Here is a 19444-nt window from a genome sequence, read left to right as displayed (position 1 = left end):
ATCAAGAAGGTCCGCAGGGGCCGCTACACGGCAGCCGCCACACCAGCGGCCCCCACCTTGCACCCCGGCCGAAATCCTTAACTACCCGGCCTTGGGGAAACTTCAATGATGCGCTCCACCGCCTCCGTGCAGCTCAACCTCGACAGCGGAGACGACAGCGACACGATCACCGGCTACCGCAGACAGCGCTCCACGATCGCCTGTCGTCAGCCCCGTCGCGTCCGCACGTGTGCGAACTTTCATTGGGCGACAAGTCCACAAGTGATCGGATTTGATCGTAACAGCTCCCACAGGGCAGGCTCGGTGTCGCACAGTGGCGAATCCGCCACGGTCCGGCACGGAGGGAGCCGCATGTCCGGGACCGAGAACAGCAAACCGACTGCACATGTCGTTGTCGGGTACACCCCGCAGGACGGTTTCGTCGCCGTCCACCTCAATCCGCCCCCAGCGGAATACGTGTGGCACGACCGGCGGGCCGAGCACCACCGAGAACGGTTCGGGCCGGGTAATGGCTACCAGCAGTGGCTCGCCGTCGACGCCGCCACCGGCGCCGTTTGGTTCGGGGACACCGACTGGCGAACCCAGGACGAGGGCGCCGCCCCCTGGCTTCCGGGGCACCGCCGGGCCGCGGTCGGCGATGGCGCTCTGCCTTCCCCGGCCGTGTTCGCGCTCCTGCTCACCCACCGCACCGTCGACGAGCAGGGCGCCGATACCTGGCGCTTCTTCAGCACCGAGGAGCTCTACACACTGGTCCGACGGATCCTGCCCATGGTCCAGCGGGTGATCGGCTCGCTGCATCGTGTGGGCCCGGCCGGGGATCTGGAGTGGTCCGCCGAGGCTGCCACGGCCTGGACCGATCTCGAACAGGCCTGCCTCTACACGCTCGATGCGACGGGCACGGTGGCCTGGTCCGAACCCCGCATGAGCCCGGTTCCCGGATGGCGGGTCGAAGTGGCGGACTTCCTAGCCCGGAATCCGGAGCTGTGCGATCCGGCTTGGGCGACGGCTACCGACGCCGAGCTGGACGCCTACGCCACTTACGAACCCGATTCCGGTTACGGCGGCGTTCCGGGACGCATGTGCACTCCGGCGGGCGTCCAGATCGAGGAGGGCTACACCTTCTACGGTCACCGTGCGGCTCTGTACGCCTACCGCGCGGCCGCTTGCGGCGACCGCGCCCCGGTCGAAGCCGGGCTCTGGCTGCGGACCAGCGATGCCGGACGGAGCAGTTGGGAGGGCGCGAAGGTCGTGGGAGCGAGTCTCGCCGACGCCCCTGACTGCGTGTTGGACCACCTCGCCGGGACGTTCCGCAGCGCTGCGGCCGACGACGGTGTGGTCCTCACCGGCCTGGCGGCCTACCTGCGGCAACAGCGGGCCGAGGAAAGGACGGCGGTCGACGACACGCTTGCCGCCACCGGGGAGGAGCTGAAGCGCTTGGAGGAGTTGCTCAAGGAGGTCCGCCTGGTCCGGAACACCGTCCTGACCCGGGTCCTCAGCTGGACCGACGGGCGGGACGACGAGGTGATCGCCCGTCTCGCGGCGATGTCCCCCGTCGCCGTGGCCGAGTGGCGGGAGCGGCTCACCGCCGACCGGAATGTCCGACCGGAGGGGTGAGAGGCTGCCCGGAGGGCCGGCCCGCAGGCGGGCCGGCGACGTTCGGGTCCGAACTCGTCGAGGCGTTGTCCCCGCCTCATGAGAGGGCGGTCAGTGCCTGCGCGGCGAGCATGCGTTCCAGGCCCAGGAGGGCGCGTGGGGCGTGCCGGGTGTCGATGCGGACGGTGTAGATGAAGCGCGTCAGCTCCGGGTCGGCGAGGGGGCGCGCCACGACCTGGGTGCTCCCCGGGGGGAGGGCCAGCCGCGGCATGACGGCGACGCACAGGCCGGCGGCCACGAAGCCGAGCACGGTGTTGAAGTCGTCGCCGTCGTATTCCAGGCGGGCCTGGAAGCCCGGTGTCTTGGCCATCTGAGCGAGCAGTTCCAGGCGCAACGCGGCTTCCGGAGCCGCTATCCAGGTCTCGGCCGCGAGGCCGGCCAGGTCGATGACGTCCCGGTTGGCGAGGTGGTGGTCGGCCGGGACCACCGCCACGACCGGGTCCCGTGCGACCAGCGTTCGGCGCAGCGTCCGGGGCGGTGGCATCGGGATGAAGTCGTAGTCGTAACTGAGGGCCAGGTCCATGTCTCCCCGTTTGAGCCGGCTGTAGCCGGCTTCGGGCTCCACTTGGGAGAGGCTGACCTGCACATCGGGATAGGTCGCGTGAAGCTCTGCCAGCGCCTGCGGGACGATGCCGGCGGCGGCGGAGGCGAAGGCGCCGAGCCTGATCCGTCCGGCAGTGCCCGCACGCATGGCGTCGAGTTCCACGGACGCCGCCGCCAGTGCGCTTCGGACGCGCTGTTCGGCGTCGAGGAGGACCATGCCGGCCGGGGTGGCGCGTACGGGGCGGCGCTCGATCAGGATGAGACCGGCGCGGCGTTCGAGTTCGGCGATCTGTTGCGAGACGGCGGGCGCGCTGTAGCCCAGCTCGCGTGCGGCGGCGTTGAAGGAGCGGTGGCGGACCACGGCTTCGAGGGTGGCGAGCAACCGGGGGTCGAGTTTCTGCACGGAGTTAAGGCTCACTTATCTGTCGCGAAGATGTCTTTTCTTGTGCTTAAGCATGAACGGCAGCAGGATTCTTGCTCGCGGCCCGGATGCGCAAGCCTCCACCCCCCGGGTCCGCGACCCACCACCTCCCTCGTCGGGCGCGTTCGTGCGTCCGCGGGGCCGTGCACCCCCTCTTCCGCAGCCTCCTGACCCCGCGTCCGTCGGGCGGGTGGGCTGCGGAGGAGACGGCCGTCGACGATCGACTCCCGCCCCCGAAAGGAAGTGGTATGCCCAAGCCGCTCATCGGACTGACCACCTACCTCGCCGACGCTCAGTGGGGGGAGTGGGAGCTGCCCGCCGCGCTGCTGCCCGCGGCGTACATCAGCTGTCTCCAGGCGGCGGGCGGCCGCGTGGTCCTGCTGCCGCCGGACGCGCCGGAAGCCGCGGCCGATGTCGTCGCGCGCCTGGACGCGATCGTCCTGACCAGCGGCGAGGACGTGGATCCCGCGCTGTACGGGGCGCGGCCGCATCCGTGCACGGGACCGCCGGTCCGCGAGCGCGACCAGTGGGAGTGGGCTGTGCTGGCCGAGGCTCTCGCGCGTGACATGCCGGTGCTCGGAGTGTGCCGGGGAATGCAGTTGATGAACGTGCATGCCGGCGGAACCCTGATCCAGCACCTCCCCGAAACGGTGGGTCACCACGGGCACAACCTGCACGGCGGCCACTTCTCCCCCCATGCCGTCACCACGGTGCCGGGGACGCGGATCGGCGCGCTCCTTCCGGGGACCCGCCAGGTCGCCACGCACCATCATCAGGCGGTGGACTCCCTCGGGGCCGGCTTGATCGTGGGCGCCCGCACGGCGGACGGCACCATCGAGGCGGTCGAGAGCACCCGGCACCGCTTCGCGGTCGGCGTGCAGTGGCACCCCGAAATGGCTTTCGATTCGGCCGTGGTGCACGCCCTGGTGGCCACCGCCAGGTCGGCTCCGAACCCCGCCCCGAGTCGCATCGCCGAGAGCAAGGTGCGCATCCGGCGGAGTACACCGGAGGTCACTCCGTCGACCCCGATGTCTTGACACCACTGTGCTCCGACGCCCAGGATCACCCCGTGAACCTGTCAGACAGCCAGACAGGTGGTCCGGTCCCACGGCGCGTCAGCGCGATGGAAGCGGTGTTCGGCCACCTGCGCAGCGCCATCGAGCGCGGTCAGTACGCCCTGGGGGACAAGCTCCCCTCGGAAGCAGAGCTGTGCCGGACCCTGGAGGTCAGCCGGCCCGTGCTGCGGGAGGCACTCCGGGCCCTCCAGGCCATGGGCCTGACCGTCTCCAAGACCGGCAAGGGCACCTTCGTCGTGGCGAACACGGTCGAAGACCCCACCTTCGGCGACTACGCGGCCAGCGATCTCCTGGAAGTGCGCCGGCACGTCGAGATCCCGGTCGCCGGATACGCGGCGCTGCGCCGGACCCCGGAGGACTTGGACCACCTGGCCCACCTGCTCGACCGGATGGAGCGGGAGACCGACACCACCGCGTGGGTCGCGCTGGACACCGTGTTCCATCTGGCGGTGGCCGAGGCCTCCGGCAACCCGGTCTTCCGTCGGGTCATCGAGGAGATCCGTGACGCACTGGCGCGTCAGTCGACCTTCCTCAACGAGCTGGGCGGTCGGCGCGAGCAGTCCAACTGCGAGCACCGGGCGATCGTCGAGGCCTTGGTCGACGGTTCCGAGTCCGACGCCGTCGAGGCGATGTCCCACCACCTCCACCGCGTGGAGGCCACCCTCACCGACATCGTGCGCCCCCAGCGCGCGGACACCTCAAGAGAAGGCAGAGCCGAGGCGTGAGCGAGCAGTTCCTCAAAGACGAGAAGCGCCCCACGACCCGTCACGTCGATGCCGGCGACACCGGCTACAGCAAGTCCCTGAAAGCCCGGCACGTCAACATGATCGCCATCGGCGGCGCGATCGGGACCGGGCTGTTCCTCGGCGCGGGCGGACGGCTCGCCGACGCCGGGCCCTCCCTGTTCGTCGCGTACGCCGTCTGCGGCGTCTTCGCGTTCCTGGTGGTGCGAGCGCTCGGCGAGCTCGTCCTGTACCGCCCCTCCTCCGGCGCCTTCGTCTCGTACGCCCGGGAGTTCCTCGGGGAGAAGGGCGCCTACACCGCCGGCTGGATGTACTTCCTCAACTGGGCGACCACCGGCATCGCCGACATCACCGCCGTCGCCACGTACACCCACTACTGGCACCTGTTCTCCGACGTTCCGCAATGGGTGATCGCGCTCATAGCCCTGGCCGTGGTCCTCACCGTGAACCTCATCTCGGTGCGGATCTTCGGCGAACTGGAGTTCTGGTTCGCTATCGTCAAGGTCAGCGCCCTGGTCGTCTTCATGGGCATCGGGATCTTCCTGCTCGTCACCCAGCACCCGGTCGACGGCGCCGTACCCGGTCCGTCCCTCATCACCGACAACGGCGGGATCTTCCCCAACGGGCTGCTGCCGATGCTGCTGATCATCCAGGGCGTCGTCTTCGCCTACGCCTCCGTCGAACTGGTCGGTGTGACGGCCGGGGAGACCGAGAACCCCGAGAAGATCATGCCGAAGGCGATCAACTCGATCATGTGGCGCGTGGGCCTGTTCTACGTCGGCTCGGTCGTCCTGCTCTCGATGCTGCTGCCCTGGAACCGGTACACCTCCGGCCAGAGTCCCTTCGTGACGGTGCTCTCCCACATCGGTGTCCCGGCGGCGGGCAGTGTGATGAACCTGGTCGTCCTCACCGCGGCCATGTCCTCACTCAACTCCGGCCTCTACTCCACCGGCCGCATCCTGCGCTCCATGGCCGTCAACGGATCGGCCCCGCGTTTCACCGCGCGAATGAGCCGCACCCAGGTGCCTTACGGCGGCATCCTGCTCACCAGCGGCATGTGTGTCCTCGGTGTCGGCCTCAACTTCGTGGTCCCCGCCGACGCGTTCGAGATCGTGCTCAACCTCGCGGCGATCGGCATCATCGCCACCTGGGGCATGATCATGGTCTGCCATCTCCTGTTCTGGCGGAAGACCACGGCCGGCGAACTGACCCGCCCCGACTACCGCCTGCCCGGCTCGCCCTGGACCGAACTCGTGACGCTGGCCTTCCTCGCTGCCGTCCTGGTCCTCATGTACGCCGACGGCGGCGCCGGACGCACCACCGTGCTGTGTGTACCGCTCATCGCCGCCGTGCTCGTCGCCGGCTGGTACGCGATCCGCGGCCGCCTGGCGCGCGACGCGACCACGGGCCACGATCCTTCCTGATCTACCGTCAAAAGGCGTCGGGCTCGCGGCACTTCGTGAGACCGGCGCCACCCGTAGCGACCCATCATCGAACGAGGCAGTGATGCTCAGCAGTTCCCTCGCGGACGCGCCCCCGATCCGTGAGCCCATCCACGCACCCGTCGCCCACGTCACCCGCGGCGGCATGGTCGAGGGCGTCCACCACGGCTCCGTCGTCGTCCTCGACGCCGCCGGCGAAGTACCGTTCCGGATCGGCGACATCGAGGTCGCCTGCTACCCGCGGTCGGCCCTCAAGCCGCTGCAGGCCGTCGCCATGGTGCGCGCCGGGCTGCCGCTCGAGGGCGAACTCCTCTCGCTCGCGATGGGCAGCCACTCCGGCGAGGAACGCCACCTCGCCGGAACCAGGCGGATCCTCGAACTGGCCGGGCTCACCGAGGACGACCTGCGCAACGTCCCGGACCTTCCGTACGACCCGGCCGTCCGCGACACCTGGGTGCGGGACGGCCGCCCGCCCTCCCGGCTCGCCCAGAACTGCTCCGGCAAGCACGCCGCGATGCTGTACCTGTGCCGGCTCAACGGGTGGCCGCCGCAGGACTACGACGCCCCCGAGCACCCGCTCCAACGGATGATCGCGGAAGCCGTGGAGGACCTCACCGGCCAGCGCATCGCGCACGCCACCGTGGACGGCTGCGGCACCCCCCTGTTCGCCGTCTCCCTGCACGGCCTGGCCCGCGCCGCCGCGCGCATCGCCACCGGCGCACCCGGGACCCCTGAATTCCGGGTGGCGGACGCGCTGCGCAGCCACCCGGAGATGGCCTCCGGCGCCGGACGGGACGTGGCCGAGCTGATGCGCGCGGTGCCTGGGCTGATCGCCAAGGACGGCTTCGAAGGCGTCCACGTCGCCGCACTGCCGGACGGCCGCGCCGTCGCCGTGAAGATCGCCGACGGCGCGAACCGGGCGCGCGTTCCCGTGATGGCGGCCGCGCTGGCCCTCGCGGGAGTCGACGCACGGCTGCTCACCGGGTTCGCGGGGGAGCCAGCGACCGGCGGCGGTCGGCGCGTCGGCGGCGTCCGGCCGGTGGCGGCGCTGGACCCGTCGGTCCTGCTCGCTCCCGCGTGACCCGACCCACCACTCCCGGCACTCACCGCGCTGGCGCGAACGGGCGCCGGCAGGCGCACGATCCGCTCGAACGAGCCGTACCGGAAATTCGATCGCTGGGCCGTGCGCTTGTCCGCGCTGTGCTCGGCGCTGACGGCGAGGACAGCGTCATCGACGGTGACCGTGATCTCCTGCGGCTCCAGACCGGGAAGCTCGGCGTGCAACACGTAGGTGCCATCCGCCAGGTCCTCCTCGATCGCGATCGGGCGGCGGTCGTACGTGCCCCAGCGCAGCGGGGTGGTGGGGATGCCTCCTCCATTCGCTCGACCGGGTCGGGCAGCCGGGTGTTCGGGAGCAGCGTCATCGACTGAGCCATCACGGCCGCCCTTCTCCACGGCGGAATCCGTGTTCCGCCTATTCGCGTGTGCTTCGTAACGGCCCGGGAAACGGGCAGGCCGCACGGAGGCGTGGACGAATGTCCTATGCCGAGTCGGTGCGATCGGACACGGAGGAGCCGGCGCTCTGCCGGTCCGGGGCGGGCGGCTGTTCGACCGCCACCTGGGCCGGGCGAAGCAGGATCTCGCCGAGCCGGTAGCCGACCCGCAGGATCTGGGTGCAGGTGGGGCGGTCGACCTGGTCCGATTCGGTCGAGGTGACGGCCTCGTGGAGGGCAGGGTCGAAGGGTTCGCCCTCGGTCCCGAACTGCTGCACCCCGAGCGCGGCCAGTTGTTCCTCAAGGCTCCTGGCGACGGTGTCGAAGGCCGCCGCGGTGTCCTCGTGGGCTCGGGCGCGGTCGATGGTGTCGAGGATCGGCAGGAGCGAGCGGAGCACCTCGGCCACCGCACTGGCGTGGATGGCGAGGCGTTCGCGCTGGACGCGCCGGCGGAAGTTGTCGTACTCGGCCTTCACCCGCTGCAGGTCTTGAGTCCGCTCGGCCAGCGCGGCGCGCAGCGACTCACCGTCGGCTCCCGCAGGAGCTTGGCCGGGCGAGGGTGCGGCGCCGCCACCGAGCAGGGCGCTGGCGGGGCCGCCAGCACCCTGCTGGCCACTGGGCTTGGCGGGCCGTTCCTCAGCGCCGGGCCGAAGCTGCAGGGTGTCCGGGTCGATGCGCCGCTTGTCGCGGATGACCACAGGCGAACGCTGCTCTTCGGGTTTCTTCCTCGGCCTGGATGGGGTGGTCATACGGCGCCTCCCTTGTGCTCGTCCTCATCCACGATCTCGGCGTCCACGACCTCCTCTCCTTCCTCGCCCTGGGGGCCGGTTGCGCCGCCACCTGGTGCACCGGGGGCGGTCTGGGCGTAGATGGCCTGGCCCAGTTTCTGGCTGACCTGGGCGACCTTGTCGCTCGCTGCGCGGATCGCGGCGGTGTCCTCGCCCTTGAGCTTGTCCTTCAGCTCCGCCAGGGCCGTCTCCACCTCGTTCTTCACGTCGGCCGGGACCTTGTCCTGGTTGTCCTGAAGGAACTTCTCGGTGCTGTAGGCGAGTTGCTCGCCCTGGTTTCGGGTCTCGGCGGCCTCCTTGCGGCGGCGGTCCTCCTCGGCGTGCTGCTCGGCTTCCCTGATCATGCGGTCGATGTCGTCCTTCGGCAGGGCGGAGCCGCCGGTGACGGTCATCTTCTGTTCCTTGCCGGTGCCGAGGTCCTTCGCGGCCACGTGCATGATGCCGTTGGCGTCGATGTCGAAGGTGACCTCGATCTGCGGCATCCCGCGCGGGGCCGGCGCGATCCCGGTCAGCTCGAACATGCCGAGCTTCTTGTTGTACGCGGCGATCTCCCGCTCGCCCTGGTATACCTGCACGGTCACCGAGGGCTGGTTGTCCTCGGCCGTGGTGAAGACCTCCGAGCGGCGGGTCGGGATCGTGGTGTTGCGCTCGATCAGCTTGGTCATGATGCCGCCCTTGGTCTCGATGCCCAGGGACAGCGGGGTGACGTCGAGCAGCAGGACGTCCTTGACCTCGCCCTTGAGCACGCCGGCCTGCAGGGCGGCGCCGATGGCGACGACCTCGTCCGGGTTGACGCCCTTGTGCGGGTCTTTGCCGGTGAGCTTCTTCACCAGGTCGGTGACGGCGGGCATACGGGTGGAGCCGCCGACCAGGATGACGTGGTCGACGTCCTTCACCTCGATCTTGGCGTCCTTGACGGCTTGGTGGAACGGGCCCTCGCAGCGCTCCAGCAGATCGGCGGTGAGCTGCTGGAACTGGGCGCGGGTGAGCTTCTCGTCCAGGTGGAGAGCGCCTTCGGCGGAGGCCGTGATGTAGGGCAGGTTGATCGTCGTCTCCGTGGCCGCCGACAGCTCGATCTTCGCCTTCTCCGCGGCCTCCCGGAGCCGCTGGGCTGCCATCTTGTCCTTGGACAGGTCGATGCCGTAGCCGTTCTTGAACTGCTTGACCAGGTAGCCAGCCGCTCTCGCCCATGTGCCGCTTCACCGAGCGCGCGGTGCGGTCCACGTTAATGACGGCCTGGCGCTTGGCGACCTCGCCCACGAGCACCTCGCCGCCCTTGCCGAAAGCCACCACCGACGGGGTGGTCCGGGCGCCCTCGGCGTTGGCGATGACGGCCGGCTCGCCGCCCTCCAGCACGCAGACCACCGAGTTCGTCGTTCCGAGATCGATACCGACTGCGCGAGTCATCTCCGACCTCCTTCATCGCGTGCACGTACAGAACTTCCCTACATCGACACATAAAACTTGAGCCTCCTCATGTCAAGGTATTCGCAGGTGGCAGTGCGCGATGCGGAAGGCGCGCGGGTCGCTGCACAGCGCGTGGCTGGGGCTGGAGGAAATCTGTAGCGTGGAGGTGAGGTTTCGTGAGCGGCGAGGTGAGGCCGTGGTGCTGCCGATCGACGATCCGGACGCGGCGCTCTACGCGGTGGGACAGGTCGCGGCCGTGCTGCATGTCCAGGTGGCCTTCCTGCGGCGGCTGGACGAGCAGGGCGTGGTCGTGCCGGGTCGTTCGGCGGGCGGCCAGCGCAGGTACTCGCGCCGGGAGATCGACAGGGTCGCGGCCCTGGTGAAGCTGATCAGCGAGGGACTGACCCTGGAAGGCGCGCGCCGGGTACTCGATCTCCAGGTGCGGGTGGAGAAGCTGGAGGCCGACCTCGGCCGGGCCCGCGGCCAGTGATACCGGGCGCCTCCGCGTAGCGCGGGCGCGCGTCCTGGCGCCGCCGCTTGATCCCCGCCCTTGGGCGGCTCTCAGGCGGCGGCGGTGGCGGTGAGGTCGGCGCGGCCGAACAGGAGCGCGTAGCTGCGGGGCAGGCGGGCGAGGAGACGGTCGGTGAGCCGCTCGCCGCCGAGGGATGCCAGGGCGGCCAGGACGGAGGAGGCGTCCCAGCGAGCTGCGGTGAGGCTGGTGTTCAGGACTCGGGCGACGGCTTCGACGAAGGCGGGGGCGGCGACGGGCTTCGGCAGGGGGATCTGCGAGGCGAAGACGGCGCGGGCCCGCTCGGGGAGCGTGGCGGCCAGCTCGCAGCGTTCGTCGCCGGTGAGCTGGGAGCCGAGGACGGCCAGGACGGCGGTGAGGACGCGTTCGGCTTCCTCGTCGCTGGGGTAGCGGCCGAGGGTGCGGACCTGCTGGATCAGGCGGCGATGCCGGGTCATGACGGGTGGCCTTCCAGGGGCGGGCCGCCGCCGTGTGGGCGGCGGCACGAAAGCGGGTCAGGGTCGGTGGCCGGGGGCAGGGCGGCCGAACAGGACGTCATAGCCGGGCGGCAGCTGGAACAGGACACCCTCCATGAGGTCGTCGCCGGCGGCGTCGGCCACCGTGGACAGGACGGCGCCGATGTCCCACACGGCGGTCTTCTCGGTGGCGCCCTCGATCCAGGCGGCGGTGGCGCGCACGAACCGTTCGGGACTGAGCGGTTCGGCGGCCTGCAGGGGGTTGAGCAGGATCAGGGCGAAGGTCTCGGGCAGACGGGCCGCGAGCTTCGCGCGCACGTCGCCGACCAGGTGGGCGCCGAGCAGGGCCAGCACGACGCGGGCCGCACGCTCGGCGTCCTGGGGTGTGTCGTACTCTCCGCGTTCCTGGACCTGGTCCAGGAACGCCTCCCATCGAAGAGTCACCGCGCATTCCTCCCTTCCTCCCGGCACGGACCAGGCCCTGCCGGATGCGGGGCGTGCGAGGCCGATCAGAATTCGGCGGCCAGGCGGCGAGTAAGGCCGGTGAGCTTGAGGAGCCTGGCCACGGGGTGGCCGACCCCGTGCAGGACGAGCCGCCTGCCGCACCGGTCGGCCTGGTTGCGGGCCTGGACGAGGACGCCCAGGCCCGAGCAGTCCATGAACGTCACCTCCGACAGGTCGAGCACCACCTCCCGGTGCGCCTCGAGCGCGGCGGCCAGCCGCTGGCGAAGCCTCGGGGCGGTGGCGACGTCGATCTCACCGCCGACCCTGACCACCAGCGGTGTCGGCCGCCCATCGCGTACGGCGTCGCCAGTCGCGATGGCGCGGGCCAAACCAGGGGATGCGGGGCCGGATACGGGGGTGTTCCGTGCCGTCCCCTCGGGGGGCGGGGACGGCACGGAACGGCACAGGGACGCGGTCAGGCCTTGATCTCCTTGCGGCCACCGCTGTGGCTGATCGCGATCTTGCGGGGCTTGGCCTTCTCGGCGACCGGGATCTTCAGGGTCAGCACGCCGGCGTCGTAGTCGGCGCTGATCCCCTCGGGGTCGAGCGTGTCGGAGAGCATGACCTGGCGGGAGAACACGCCGAGCGGACGCTCGGACAGCTCCCACTTCACGTCCTCACCCTCGTGGCGCGGACGGCGCTCGGCCTTGACGGTCAGCATGTTCCGCTCGACATCGATGTCGATCGCCTCCGGGTCCACGCCCGGCAGGTCGAAGCAGATCACGTACTCGTCGCCGGCGCGGTAGGCGTCCAGCGGCATCGGGGTCGGCCGCGACCACGTGCCGGTCGTGTTGAAGAACTGCTGGGTCAGCCGGTCCAGCTCGCGGAACGGGTCAGTGCGCATCAGCATCGCGAAACACCTCCACTGATCGATGGGTGCCAGTGCGCTTCACCTGACACCGTTCTAGCACGTCATCCATCCGATGACAAACATAGGGCGTCGTCCGTAAAATGACAGCATGAGCAAGAAGCCCCCGCAGCCCGCCCCCAGGCCCGATCCGGTCTCCTTCCTCGCCGCCGCCGCGGCGCTCGCCGCCATTGACGACGCCGTCCGCACCGCCCGGCAACCCGGCCGTCCCGCGGACCGGGACACGCAGGAAGGCGGCGCCGAACAGGCCCTGGCCGCGCTGGTACTGCTGCGGGAACTGCGTACCCAGCTCGCCGACTGGGAGGCCCCACTGGTGGAGACCGCCCGCGCGGCCGGCGCCACCTGGGCCGACCTCGCCCAGCCCATGGGCGTCGCCAGCCGCCAGGCCGCCGAGAACCGCTACCTGCGTCTGCGCCCCACCAAGAACGCCTCCGCCGGCGCGGAGACCGGCGCCGAGCGCGTCAAGGCGGTGCGCGACCGCCGGGCCGCGGACCGCGCCGTCACCGCCTGGGCGCGCGACCACGCCGCCGACCTGCGCGTGCTCGCCGCCCAGGTCGCCGCACTCACCGACCTCGCGCCCCAGGCCCGCCCCGCACTGGCCGACCTCACCACCGCCCTCGGCACCCCCGACCCGGCCGGCCTGATAGCTCCGCTCGCCGCGATGCGCCCCCACCTCGGCACGGGCCACCCCCACCTCGCCACCCGCCTCGACGACCTCACCCACCACACCGACCAGCTCCGCCATGACAGCGACCAACGGCGCACCTGACCCCGTCGCCGCCGCCGAAGAACGCTGGCAGCGACTCCAGGACCAGCTCGAGACCGTGGGCATCCGCATGCGGACCGAGACCGGCTCCGCCATCGCCTCCATCGACGCCTGCCTGCGCAGGCTCGACGCCATGCGCCAGGACCTTGCCGACCACCTCGGGGTCCCCCCGGCCGAGACCTGGCCGCCCGATCCCCGACGACCGGAGTGCGCCACGTGCAGCCCCGTTCGCCTACCATGCCGCTGCCGCAGGCGCGAGCCGTCCAGGCTCACGCCGAACCCGTTCCCCACGCCTCACCCGGAAAAGGAGACCCAGAGTGGGTAGCACTGTCGAGACGCTGGAATTCCAGGCCGAGACCCGTCAGTTGCTCCGGTTGGTGATCCACTCGATCTACTCGAACAAGGACATCTTCCTGCGCGAGCTGATCTCGAACGCCTCCGACGCACTGGACAAGCTGCGACTGGAATCGTTGACCGACTCCGGCCTCCAGGCCGACACCTCCGACCTGCACATCGCCCTCGAAGTCGACCGGGGTGCCCGCACGCTGACCATCCGCGACAACGGGATCGGCATGAGCCGGGACGACATCGTCGAGCTGATCGGCACGATCGCCAAGTCCGGCACCGCCGGCCTGCTGGACAAGCTCAAGGAAGCCAAGGACGCCGCCGCCGCGCAGAGCCTGATCGGGCAGTTCGGCGTCGGCTTCTACTCGGCGTTCATGGTCGCCGACAAGGTCACCCTGCGAACCCGGCGGGCCGGCACCGACCAGGGCACCCTGTGGGAGTCCGACGGCCAGGGCACCTACGACATCCAGGCCGTCGACGGCCTGCCCACCGGCACCTCGGTCACCCTGCACCTCAAGCCCGCCGACAGCGAGGACGCTCTCGCCGACTACCTGTCCGAGTGGAAGATCCGCCAGATCGTCAAGCAGTACTCGGACTTCATCCGCTGGCCGATCCGGATGGCCACCGAGCGCACCGACGCCGACGGCGGCGGCGAACCGGAGACGCTGAACTCGATGAAGGCGCTGTGGGCCCGTCCGCGCAGCGAGGTGACCGAGGCCGAGTACCACGAGTTCTACCAGCAGATCAGCCACGACTGGCAAGAGCCCGCCGCAACCATCCACATGCGCGCCGAGGGCACCTTCGAATACGAGGCGCTGCTCTTCCTCCCCTCGCAGGCACCGTTCGACCTGTTCTCCCGCGACACCCGGCGCGGCGTCCAGCTGTACGTCAAGCGGGTGTTCATCATGGACGACTGCGACGCGCTGATGCCGAACTACCTGCGCTTCGTCAAGGGCGTCGTCGACGCCCACGACCTGTCGCTGAACATCTCCCGCGAGATCCTGCAGCACGACCGCCAGATCCAAGGCGTGCGCCGACGCCTGGTCAAGAAGGTCATCGGCGCGATCAAGGACATGCAGACCAAGGACAGCGAGACCTACGCCAAGGTCTGGGAGCAGTTCGGCCGCGTGCTGAAGGAAGGCCTGATCGAGGACACCGACAACACCGACACCCTCCTCGAACTGATCTCGGCCGCCTCCACCCATGATCCGGAGAAGACCACCACCCTGCGCGAGTACGTGGCGCGCATGAAGGACGGCCAGGACGCCATCTACTACCTCACCGGCGAGAGCCGCGCGATGGTGGAGAACTCCCCCCACATGGAGGCGTTCGCCGCCAAGGGCTACGAGGTCCTCATCCTCACCGACCCCGTCGACGAGGTCTGGACCGACCGGATTCCGGCCTTCGACGGCCACCGCCTGCAGTCCATCGCCAAGGGCCAGGTCGACCTCGACGAACCCGCCGACGGCGACCAGGAGGCCAACGCCGACAAGGCCCAGCACGAGCAGGACTTCGCCGCCCTGCTGCCCTGGCTGACCACCACCCTGTCCGAGCACGTCAAGGAAGTCCGCCTGTCCTCCCGGCTGACGACCTCGGCCGCCTGCATCGTCGGCGACGCCCACGACATGACCCCCACCCTGGAGAAGATGTACCGGGCCATGGGACAGGAACTGCCCGCCGTCAAGCGGATCCTGGAACTCAACCCCACCCACCCGCTGATCACCGCGCTGCGCACGGCACACCAGGCCAACCCCGACGACCCCGCGCTGGCGGAGATCGCCGAACTCGTCCACGGCAGCGCCCTGCTCGCCGAAGGCGGCGACCTGCCCGACCCCGCCCGCTTCACCCGGCTGCTCACCGGCCGCCTGACCCACACCCTGTAACGGCACGGGGTGCGGCCGGCCATCGCTCAACGAGCCCCGGCCCGCCGCACCCCACCCCGGCCAACAAGCATCACCAGGCGGGTCAACACCGCACAGGGCGCCACCGGATCGCGCCTCCCCCGTCAGACCTGACCGAGCGGGCGGGGCGCGGTGGCGTGCCGCTTCCAGGAGTGATGAACAGAGCACCGCTGTCCTCGCTGGCATGAGGAGCCCCCGCGGCCGCACTCACCCGGCCGCTTCGGCAGCAGCGTCGGGAGCCGGCCGCCGCCGACGGTCACCCGAACGGACCAAGGAGATCCCAACCGTGTACGAGTACACCGACCGCAGGAATCGCAGCCTGGCCGACCGTATCCAGGCCGCCGCCGAGCGGCACCCCCAGCACGGCACCGAGCAGGACCAGGCCGCGGCGACCGCCCTGCTGGCCGACATGCTCCAAGCCGCCGCCCAGCACGACATCAACCTCGACACTCTTGACCTGGTCACCGACCTGCCCGGCAGCTGCTACCGCACCGTGTCGAAGAACCGCACCCCGGCCGACCGCATCGAGGCCGCCGCCGAGCGGCACCCCCAGCACGGCACCGAGCAGGACAAGGCCGCGGCAACCGCCCTGCTGGCCGACATGCTCCAGGCCGCCGCCCGGCACGGCATGACGCTCGCCAGCTTCGACTGGGTCACCGATCTGCCCGGCAGCTGCTACCGCGCCGTGGCCCGCAACCGCCACCTGCCGGACCGGATCGACGCCGCCGCCGAACGGCGCAGCAACCCGGGTACTGAGCAGGACAAGGCCGCGGCGACCGCCCTGCTTGCCGACATGCTCCAGGCCGCCGCCCGGCACGGGATCAGCCTCGACGCGTTCGACTGGGCGACCGACCTGCCCGGCAGCTGCTACGCCGCCGTCGTCTCCAAGAGCCGCAACGAGGCCGGCCGATGGGCTGCGGCCCGGTGAGCGACGGCGGGCCGTGCGCATCCCTCCCGCCCCCGCCAGCTTCACCAGCCTGCTCGCCGAGCGCCCGACCCACACCCGGTAGTCGAGGGCACCTTGAAGGCTTGCCTTCCGGGGCTTCCCGGGTGCCGGACGCGCCGTTGTGGCGCGGCGGCACCCGGGCCACGTTCACTGTGCCGGACAGGTCGCCAACGTCGGCCGCGAGCCTCTCGCCGCCGATCTCCGGTGCCGACCGCTCGTCCATATAGCTCCATTTCGGGCATCTTGACTAGTGCTGGCCAAGGTTCTATCCAGGTCAATGAGGAGGTTTGCCGCGGTCACCCGGGAGGTGGTCCGCCATGACGGGATCGCGAGACCGACGCGATCACTACGCGGCGCTGGGAGTGGAACCCACAGCGTCCGCGCGGCAGGTCACCTCGGCCTATCGCTCCCTGGTCCGGCTGCTGCACCCCGACACCCGCCCCGTCGAGCCGGGATCGGCGGAGCGACTCAGCGCGGTGGTCGCCGCCTACGAGGTCCTGCACGATCCCGAGCTGCGGGCCGCCTACGACGCCGAACGCGGGGCCGCCCGGCAGCACCCGGGGGACGGCCGCGCCTCGGCCCGTCCCCCGACCACGGGCCGGCGGGTGTCCGTACGCATCGTCCGGGAACCCGGTGGCGCAGAGCCCTGGCGCACCGCGCCCACTCCCTCCGGCGCAGCGATGCCGCACGGGTCCGAACCGCTCGTGCGGGTGGGCCCAGTGCGGGTCGCACCGCCGGGTGCGTCGCCGTGGGCGCGGGATGGCCCCGGCGACCTCTGGGAGTGGATGGTGCACCGGCTGTGGGAGGTGGAGCCATGGCTGTGAACGGCAACGACTACCCTACCGCCGTCTCCCGGTGGGACGGCCAGGTCACCGTCGCGGTCACGGGCGAGATCGACCTCGCCACCGAACCCCAGCTCGAGAGCCGCGTCATGGAGTGCCTGGCGCGCCGGCCCAGGCGCGTCGACCTCGACTTCGCGCAGGTGAGGTTCTGCGACTGCTCGGGCGCGGACGCCCTGGAACGGCTCCACCGCCAGGCACAGGAGGAAGGCGTCGTCCTGAAGGTCACGGATGTGCGGGCCCGCTCGTCGCCCGGCTGTTCGACCTTCTCGGCCTCACCGACCTGGTCGAACCTCACCGATCTGGCTGAACCCGGACAAGGACGACACCGGGCCGCATACCGCGGCCCGGTGTCATGACTCGCGCGCAATCCAAAGCGCGGCACCCGACCGCGCTCAGACTCCTGGGAGCGGCCCGGTGTAGACCAGCTCCGCGGCGGTGTGCTGCGCCTGGCGCAGATGGGTCCCGGCGCGTTCGATCGCCGCGATCGCGCACCCCAGCTCGAAGGCGACATCAGCCTGCTTCTGCACCGGAGTCGGCGGATCCTCCAGGACCGCGAGATGCTCCAAGTCGATCGCGTTCAGGCCCGCCGCGAGCTGGTGCAGTGTGCGGGGAAGCTGCTCCAGCAGACCCGCCAGCGCACCGACCGTGTGATGGACATCCGTCGGATACGGATAGGCGCCGGGCCGGCCGGTGCACTCGATGAGGCGGCGGATCTCGTCGGCTGCCGCCACCGCGATCTCGCGCGGCATTCGCTCCCTCAGCATCACGCGACCTCCTTATCGCCCGGGCCCCATGCGATGCGGGCCGGTGTTCAGGCGTGGGCCGGAACACCCGCCCATCGGCCGCCGGGCCGGGCCAGCGGCTTCTCGGGCTCTGGCATCGCCCCGGGGATGTCCTCCTGGCGCCCGTCCGCCGCGATGGCGGCCCGGCTCACCGCCGTGCGCAGGTCGGCCGCCGTTTGCGGCGCCTCGGCCGAGTGGACCGCGATGCGCGCGAACGGGGAAGGCCGGTGCAGGTCGACGCTCACCACGACGTCCGTGAACGGGCGCAGGGCCACGAAATCCCGGCCGCCGGGATGGCGCCACACCCCCAGGCACAGCCGGCCGGGCACCAGCACACCGCTCTCGCGAGCACCACGCAAAACCCGCCACGGCTCCCGGGCGACCGCGACCTTCTCCACCGCCGCAAGCGGCACCCGCACCGGTCCCGAACGCGCCACGAGCCGCTCCCACCAGCGCAGCCGCACCACCAGGTCCGCACCTTCGACCGTCAGCCTCGCCATCGCCTCACACCCCCTTACCGGCGCCACCCTGCGACTCCACTTTCCGTACGGGCGAGGCCGCCTCCACTGCCATGGCCTCACCGGCGCCGGAAGCGGGCGGGCCGAGCTGGTCCGGCTGACGATGGGCCCGCGCTGCGAGCAGCGGCGCGCCGTGCCGCTCGGGCCGGTGACCTACCGCATCCATGATCGGCTGGCGGGGCGTGACGAGCGCACCCGGCGGCGTGGGGATCAGACGGCGGGCCGCACAACGCCCCACCCAATGGCGCCCGCACTCGGGACAGGGCGGCGCACCCGCAGGAGTGTAGGGCGAGTCCACCGCGATCCCGTCCCGGGAGAAGTACTCCCAGTCACGCCCTTCGCCGTCGCGGTAGTGCTGGACGTCGTAGTCGATGCTCCACTGATGCCAGCAATGGCCGCAGGTGAACTCCACACGCTCCAGAGCCAGTTCCGTGATCACTGCCGACACCTCCTCGGCCGACACTTCACCCTCTTCAGCTCCGGGCCCGCCCTATCGCCTCCGCCCGTTGGTACCCGGAGACCCCCACCAGTCCGTATACCCCCGAATGGCCCATCAAGGCAACCCGAGCTCCAGGTTCTCTCGGAGCCGACCTGGAGGTTTTTCGCTGCAAGTCGGGACGACAGGATTTGAACCTGCGACCCCTTGACCCCCCAGTCAAGTGCTTCAAGTAGTGTCGCCAGCCGAGGCCTCAAGGTCTCGGCCTCTCTGTTGCTCAACTACACTGGAATCAACGGATTTTGAGACACGTAACAGACGGAGGCCGATCGCAGCCTCTCTTGGCGAGTGACTCTCCGTCAGAGTCAACTTTGTACATAGACGTCTGTTTCGACTCATGGGTGATCATGGGCGCTCATAGCGTGCGGTCCCAAGCTGGTCCCCAAGGTCCCGGGCCGGCGTTCTCCTCGCCGCCGCTCGTCATGACCGACACCACCACCGCCATCGGCGCCGCCATCCCGGCCCAGCGCACCGCCGTCCTGGACGACGCCCACCTGGGCGACATCAAGGGCGCGCTCGACACCATCAGCCTCGACGGCACCGCACCGCGCCAGGGCCTGTCCGCCAAGCTCAAGACCCTGCTGGCGATCATCGGCCCCGGCCTGATCGTGATGGTCGGCGACAACGACGCCGGCGCGTTCGCCACCTACGGCCAGGCCGGGCAGAACTACGGCACCCACCTGCTGTGGACCCTGCTGCTGCTCGTCCCCGTCCTTTACGTGAACCAGGAGATGGTCCTCAGACTGGGCGCCGTCACCGGGGTCGGCCACGCCCGGCTGATCCTGGAGCGCTTCGGCAAGTTCTGGGGCGCATTCTCCGTGATCGACCTGTTCCTGCTCAACGCGGTCGCCCTCAGCAGCTGACCATCCCGCTGGGGTGGCGGGCCTGAAGCCCCGCCACCCCGGCACGCCCGGAAACCTGACCTG

At 70.5% G+C, this 19444-nt stretch carries 21 protein-coding genes and 3 pseudogenes; 13 read left to right on the top strand and 11 right to left on the bottom strand.

The window, feature by feature from the left end:
* Nucleotides 1-351 precede the first annotated feature (351 nt).
* Nucleotides 352-1614 carry a hypothetical protein gene (locus tag ACWDAK_RS32155; protein ID WP_344641592.1) on the top strand — a complete coding sequence of 421 codons (1263 nt, stop codon included), beginning with the start codon at nt 352-354 and terminating at the stop codon, nt 1612-1614.
* A gap of 76 nt (nt 1615-1690) precedes the next feature.
* On the opposite strand, the gene ACWDAK_RS32150 is transcribed toward ACWDAK_RS32155, so the two are convergent.
* On the bottom strand, nt 1691-2599 hold the full coding sequence (locus ACWDAK_RS32150) for a LysR family transcriptional regulator (protein ID WP_427395066.1): 909 nt from the start codon (nt 2597-2599) through the stop codon (nt 1691-1693).
* 266 nt (nt 2600-2865) lie between these two features.
* Here ACWDAK_RS32150 and ACWDAK_RS32145 point away from each other — a divergent pair, with 266 nt between their 5' ends.
* From ACWDAK_RS32145 to ACWDAK_RS32130, 4 genes are all read left to right on the top strand, one after another.
* Nucleotides 2866-3654 (top strand): gamma-glutamyl-gamma-aminobutyrate hydrolase family protein, encoded by a 789-nt coding sequence (locus ACWDAK_RS32145; RefSeq protein WP_427395067.1) that lies wholly within the window; start codon nt 2866-2868, stop codon nt 3652-3654.
* An 86-nt stretch (nt 3655-3740) separates the two neighbouring features.
* Complete coding sequence (locus ACWDAK_RS32140; protein ID WP_344640875.1) at nt 3741-4418, top strand: FadR/GntR family transcriptional regulator; 678 nt, start codon at nt 3741-3743, stop codon at nt 4416-4418.
* Nucleotides 4415-5860, top strand: coding sequence for an amino acid permease (locus ACWDAK_RS32135; RefSeq protein ID WP_344640835.1), 1446 nt, complete (start codon nt 4415-4417; stop codon nt 5858-5860). Before ACWDAK_RS32140 ends, ACWDAK_RS32135 begins: the two co-directional genes overlap by 4 nt.
* Before the next feature lie 82 nt (nt 5861-5942).
* Nucleotides 5943-6959: an asparaginase gene (locus tag ACWDAK_RS32130; protein ID WP_427395068.1), complete on the top strand. Its 1017-nt coding sequence runs from the start codon at nt 5943-5945 to the stop codon at nt 6957-6959.
* 29 nt (nt 6960-6988) lie between these two features.
* On the opposite strand, the pseudogene ACWDAK_RS32125 reads toward ACWDAK_RS32130, so the two are convergent.
* The 3 genes and pseudogenes from ACWDAK_RS32125 to ACWDAK_RS32115 form a co-directional block, all read right to left on the bottom strand.
* Nucleotides 6989-7165: pseudogene (locus ACWDAK_RS32125) on the bottom strand (Hsp20/alpha crystallin family protein); the annotation flags it as partial.
* 253 nt (nt 7166-7418) lie between these two features.
* Entirely contained in the window at nt 7419-8120 is a 702-nt protein-coding gene (grpE, locus tag ACWDAK_RS32120; protein WP_427395069.1) for a nucleotide exchange factor GrpE, read from the bottom strand.
* Nucleotides 8117-9566, bottom strand: a pseudogene (locus ACWDAK_RS32115) (Hsp70 family protein). Before ACWDAK_RS32115 ends, grpE begins: the two are co-directional and overlap by 4 nt.
* A gap of 160 nt (nt 9567-9726) precedes the next feature.
* On the opposite strand from ACWDAK_RS32115, the gene ACWDAK_RS32110 reads away from it, so the two are divergent.
* The gene (locus tag ACWDAK_RS32110; protein ID WP_344640838.1) at nt 9727-10056 is read left to right on the top strand and encodes a helix-turn-helix domain-containing protein; all 330 of its coding nucleotides are present in this window, start codon (nt 9727-9729) and stop codon (nt 10054-10056) included.
* A gap of 71 nt (nt 10057-10127) precedes the next feature.
* On the opposite strand, the gene ACWDAK_RS32105 is transcribed toward ACWDAK_RS32110, so the two are convergent.
* The 4 genes from ACWDAK_RS32105 to ACWDAK_RS32090 form a co-directional block, all read right to left on the bottom strand.
* Nucleotides 10128-10532, bottom strand: a complete 405-nt coding sequence (locus ACWDAK_RS32105; protein WP_344640839.1) for a DUF2267 domain-containing protein — start codon at nt 10530-10532, stop codon at nt 10128-10130.
* A 57-nt stretch (nt 10533-10589) separates the two neighbouring features.
* Complete coding sequence (locus tag ACWDAK_RS32100) at nt 10590-10994, bottom strand: DUF2267 domain-containing protein (protein ID WP_344640840.1); 405 nt, start codon at nt 10992-10994, stop codon at nt 10590-10592.
* Nucleotides 10995-11059: 65 nt separating this feature from the next.
* Nucleotides 11060-11383: an STAS domain-containing protein gene (locus ACWDAK_RS32095; protein WP_344640841.1), complete on the bottom strand. Its 324-nt coding sequence runs from the start codon at nt 11381-11383 to the stop codon at nt 11060-11062.
* Between the two features lie 86 nt (nt 11384-11469).
* Nucleotides 11470-11904 carry an Hsp20/alpha crystallin family protein gene (locus ACWDAK_RS32090; RefSeq protein WP_427395070.1) on the bottom strand — a complete coding sequence of 145 codons (435 nt, stop codon included), beginning with the start codon at nt 11902-11904 and terminating at the stop codon, nt 11470-11472.
* A 109-nt stretch (nt 11905-12013) separates the two neighbouring features.
* Between ACWDAK_RS32090 and ACWDAK_RS32085 the strand changes: the two genes are divergently transcribed.
* The 6 genes from ACWDAK_RS32085 (at nt 12014) to ACWDAK_RS32060 (ending at nt 17078) form a co-directional block, all read left to right on the top strand.
* Nucleotides 12014-12691 (top strand): type III effector protein, encoded by a 678-nt coding sequence (locus ACWDAK_RS32085; protein WP_427395071.1) that lies wholly within the window; start codon nt 12014-12016, stop codon nt 12689-12691.
* Entirely contained in the window at nt 12666-13013 is a 348-nt protein-coding gene (locus ACWDAK_RS32080; protein WP_344640844.1) for a hypothetical protein, read from the top strand. Before ACWDAK_RS32085 ends, ACWDAK_RS32080 begins: the two co-directional genes overlap by 26 nt.
* The gene (gene htpG, locus ACWDAK_RS32075; protein ID WP_344640845.1) at nt 13006-14916 is read left to right on the top strand and encodes a molecular chaperone HtpG; all 1911 of its coding nucleotides are present in this window, start codon (nt 13006-13008) and stop codon (nt 14914-14916) included. The genes ACWDAK_RS32080 and htpG overlap by 8 nt, the downstream gene beginning before the upstream one ends.
* Before the next feature lie 304 nt (nt 14917-15220).
* Nucleotides 15221-15862, top strand: a complete 642-nt coding sequence (locus ACWDAK_RS32070) for a hypothetical protein (RefSeq protein ID WP_427395072.1) — start codon at nt 15221-15223, stop codon at nt 15860-15862.
* 335 nt (nt 15863-16197) lie between these two features.
* Entirely contained in the window at nt 16198-16704 is a 507-nt protein-coding gene (locus tag ACWDAK_RS32065) for a J domain-containing protein (protein ID WP_344640847.1), read from the top strand.
* The gene (locus ACWDAK_RS32060; RefSeq protein ID WP_427395073.1) at nt 16695-17078 is read left to right on the top strand and encodes an STAS domain-containing protein; all 384 of its coding nucleotides are present in this window, start codon (nt 16695-16697) and stop codon (nt 17076-17078) included. The genes ACWDAK_RS32065 and ACWDAK_RS32060 overlap by 10 nt, the downstream gene beginning before the upstream one ends.
* 36 nt (nt 17079-17114) lie before the next feature.
* Here the strand turns inward: ACWDAK_RS32060 and ACWDAK_RS32055 are convergent, their stop codons facing one another.
* Genes ACWDAK_RS32055 through ACWDAK_RS32045 form a run of 3 tightly spaced genes read right to left on the bottom strand, consistent with a single transcriptional unit; the run spans nt 17115 to nt 18461 of the window.
* Nucleotides 17115-17486: a hypothetical protein gene (locus ACWDAK_RS32055; RefSeq protein ID WP_427395074.1), complete on the bottom strand. Its 372-nt coding sequence runs from the start codon at nt 17484-17486 to the stop codon at nt 17115-17117.
* Between the two features lie 47 nt (nt 17487-17533).
* Nucleotides 17534-18004 carry a hypothetical protein gene (locus ACWDAK_RS32050; protein WP_344640850.1) on the bottom strand — a complete coding sequence of 157 codons (471 nt, stop codon included), beginning with the start codon at nt 18002-18004 and terminating at the stop codon, nt 17534-17536.
* 4 nt (nt 18005-18008) lie between these two features.
* On the bottom strand, nt 18009-18461 hold the full coding sequence (locus ACWDAK_RS32045) for a hypothetical protein (protein ID WP_427395075.1): 453 nt from the start codon (nt 18459-18461) through the stop codon (nt 18009-18011).
* Nucleotides 18462-18940: 479 nt separating this feature from the next.
* Here ACWDAK_RS32045 and ACWDAK_RS32040 point away from each other — a divergent pair.
* A pseudogene (locus ACWDAK_RS32040) lies at nt 18941-19372 on the top strand (divalent metal cation transporter); the annotation flags it as partial.
* Nucleotides 19373-19444: the final 72 nt, after the last annotated feature.

It is taken from the genome of Kitasatospora sp. NPDC001175 (genome assembly GCF_053598215.1).
Note: the sequence above shows the minus strand (reverse complement) of the source record. Positions and strands in the feature narration are given on the sequence as shown.

What these genes read in the sequence shown, in the direction of transcription:
- ACWDAK_RS32065 (WP_344640847.1), top strand. Translation starts at nt 16,198, where the DNA reads ATGACGGGATCGCGAGACCGACGCGATCACTACGCGGCGCTGGGAGTG.
- grpE (WP_427395069.1), bottom strand. Translation starts at nt 8,120, where the DNA reads ATGACCACCCCATCCAGGCCGAGGAAGAAACCCGAAGAGCAGCGTTCG.
- ACWDAK_RS32155 (WP_344641592.1), top strand. Translation starts at nt 352, where the DNA reads ATGTCCGGGACCGAGAACAGCAAACCGACTGCACATGTCGTTGTCGGG.
- ACWDAK_RS32105 (WP_344640839.1), bottom strand. Translation starts at nt 10,532, where the DNA reads ATGACCCGGCATCGCCGCCTGATCCAGCAGGTCCGCACCCTCGGCCGC.
- ACWDAK_RS32055 (WP_427395074.1), bottom strand. Translation starts at nt 17,486, where the DNA reads ATGCTGAGGGAGCGAATGCCGCGCGAGATCGCGGTGGCGGCAGCCGAC.
- ACWDAK_RS32090 (WP_427395070.1), bottom strand. Translation starts at nt 11,904, where the DNA reads ATGCTGATGCGCACTGACCCGTTCCGCGAGCTGGACCGGCTGACCCAG.
- ACWDAK_RS32050 (WP_344640850.1), bottom strand. Translation starts at nt 18,004, where the DNA reads ATGGCGAGGCTGACGGTCGAAGGTGCGGACCTGGTGGTGCGGCTGCGC.
- ACWDAK_RS32130 (WP_427395068.1), top strand. Translation starts at nt 5,943, where the DNA reads ATGCTCAGCAGTTCCCTCGCGGACGCGCCCCCGATCCGTGAGCCCATC.
- ACWDAK_RS32080 (WP_344640844.1), top strand. Translation starts at nt 12,666, where the DNA reads ATGACAGCGACCAACGGCGCACCTGACCCCGTCGCCGCCGCCGAAGAA.
- ACWDAK_RS32060 (WP_427395073.1), top strand. Translation starts at nt 16,695, where the DNA reads ATGGCTGTGAACGGCAACGACTACCCTACCGCCGTCTCCCGGTGGGAC.
- ACWDAK_RS32145 (WP_427395067.1), top strand. Translation starts at nt 2,866, where the DNA reads ATGCCCAAGCCGCTCATCGGACTGACCACCTACCTCGCCGACGCTCAG.
- ACWDAK_RS32085 (WP_427395071.1), top strand. Translation starts at nt 12,014, where the DNA reads ATGAGCAAGAAGCCCCCGCAGCCCGCCCCCAGGCCCGATCCGGTCTCC.
- ACWDAK_RS32140 (WP_344640875.1), top strand. Translation starts at nt 3,741, where the DNA reads ATGGAAGCGGTGTTCGGCCACCTGCGCAGCGCCATCGAGCGCGGTCAG.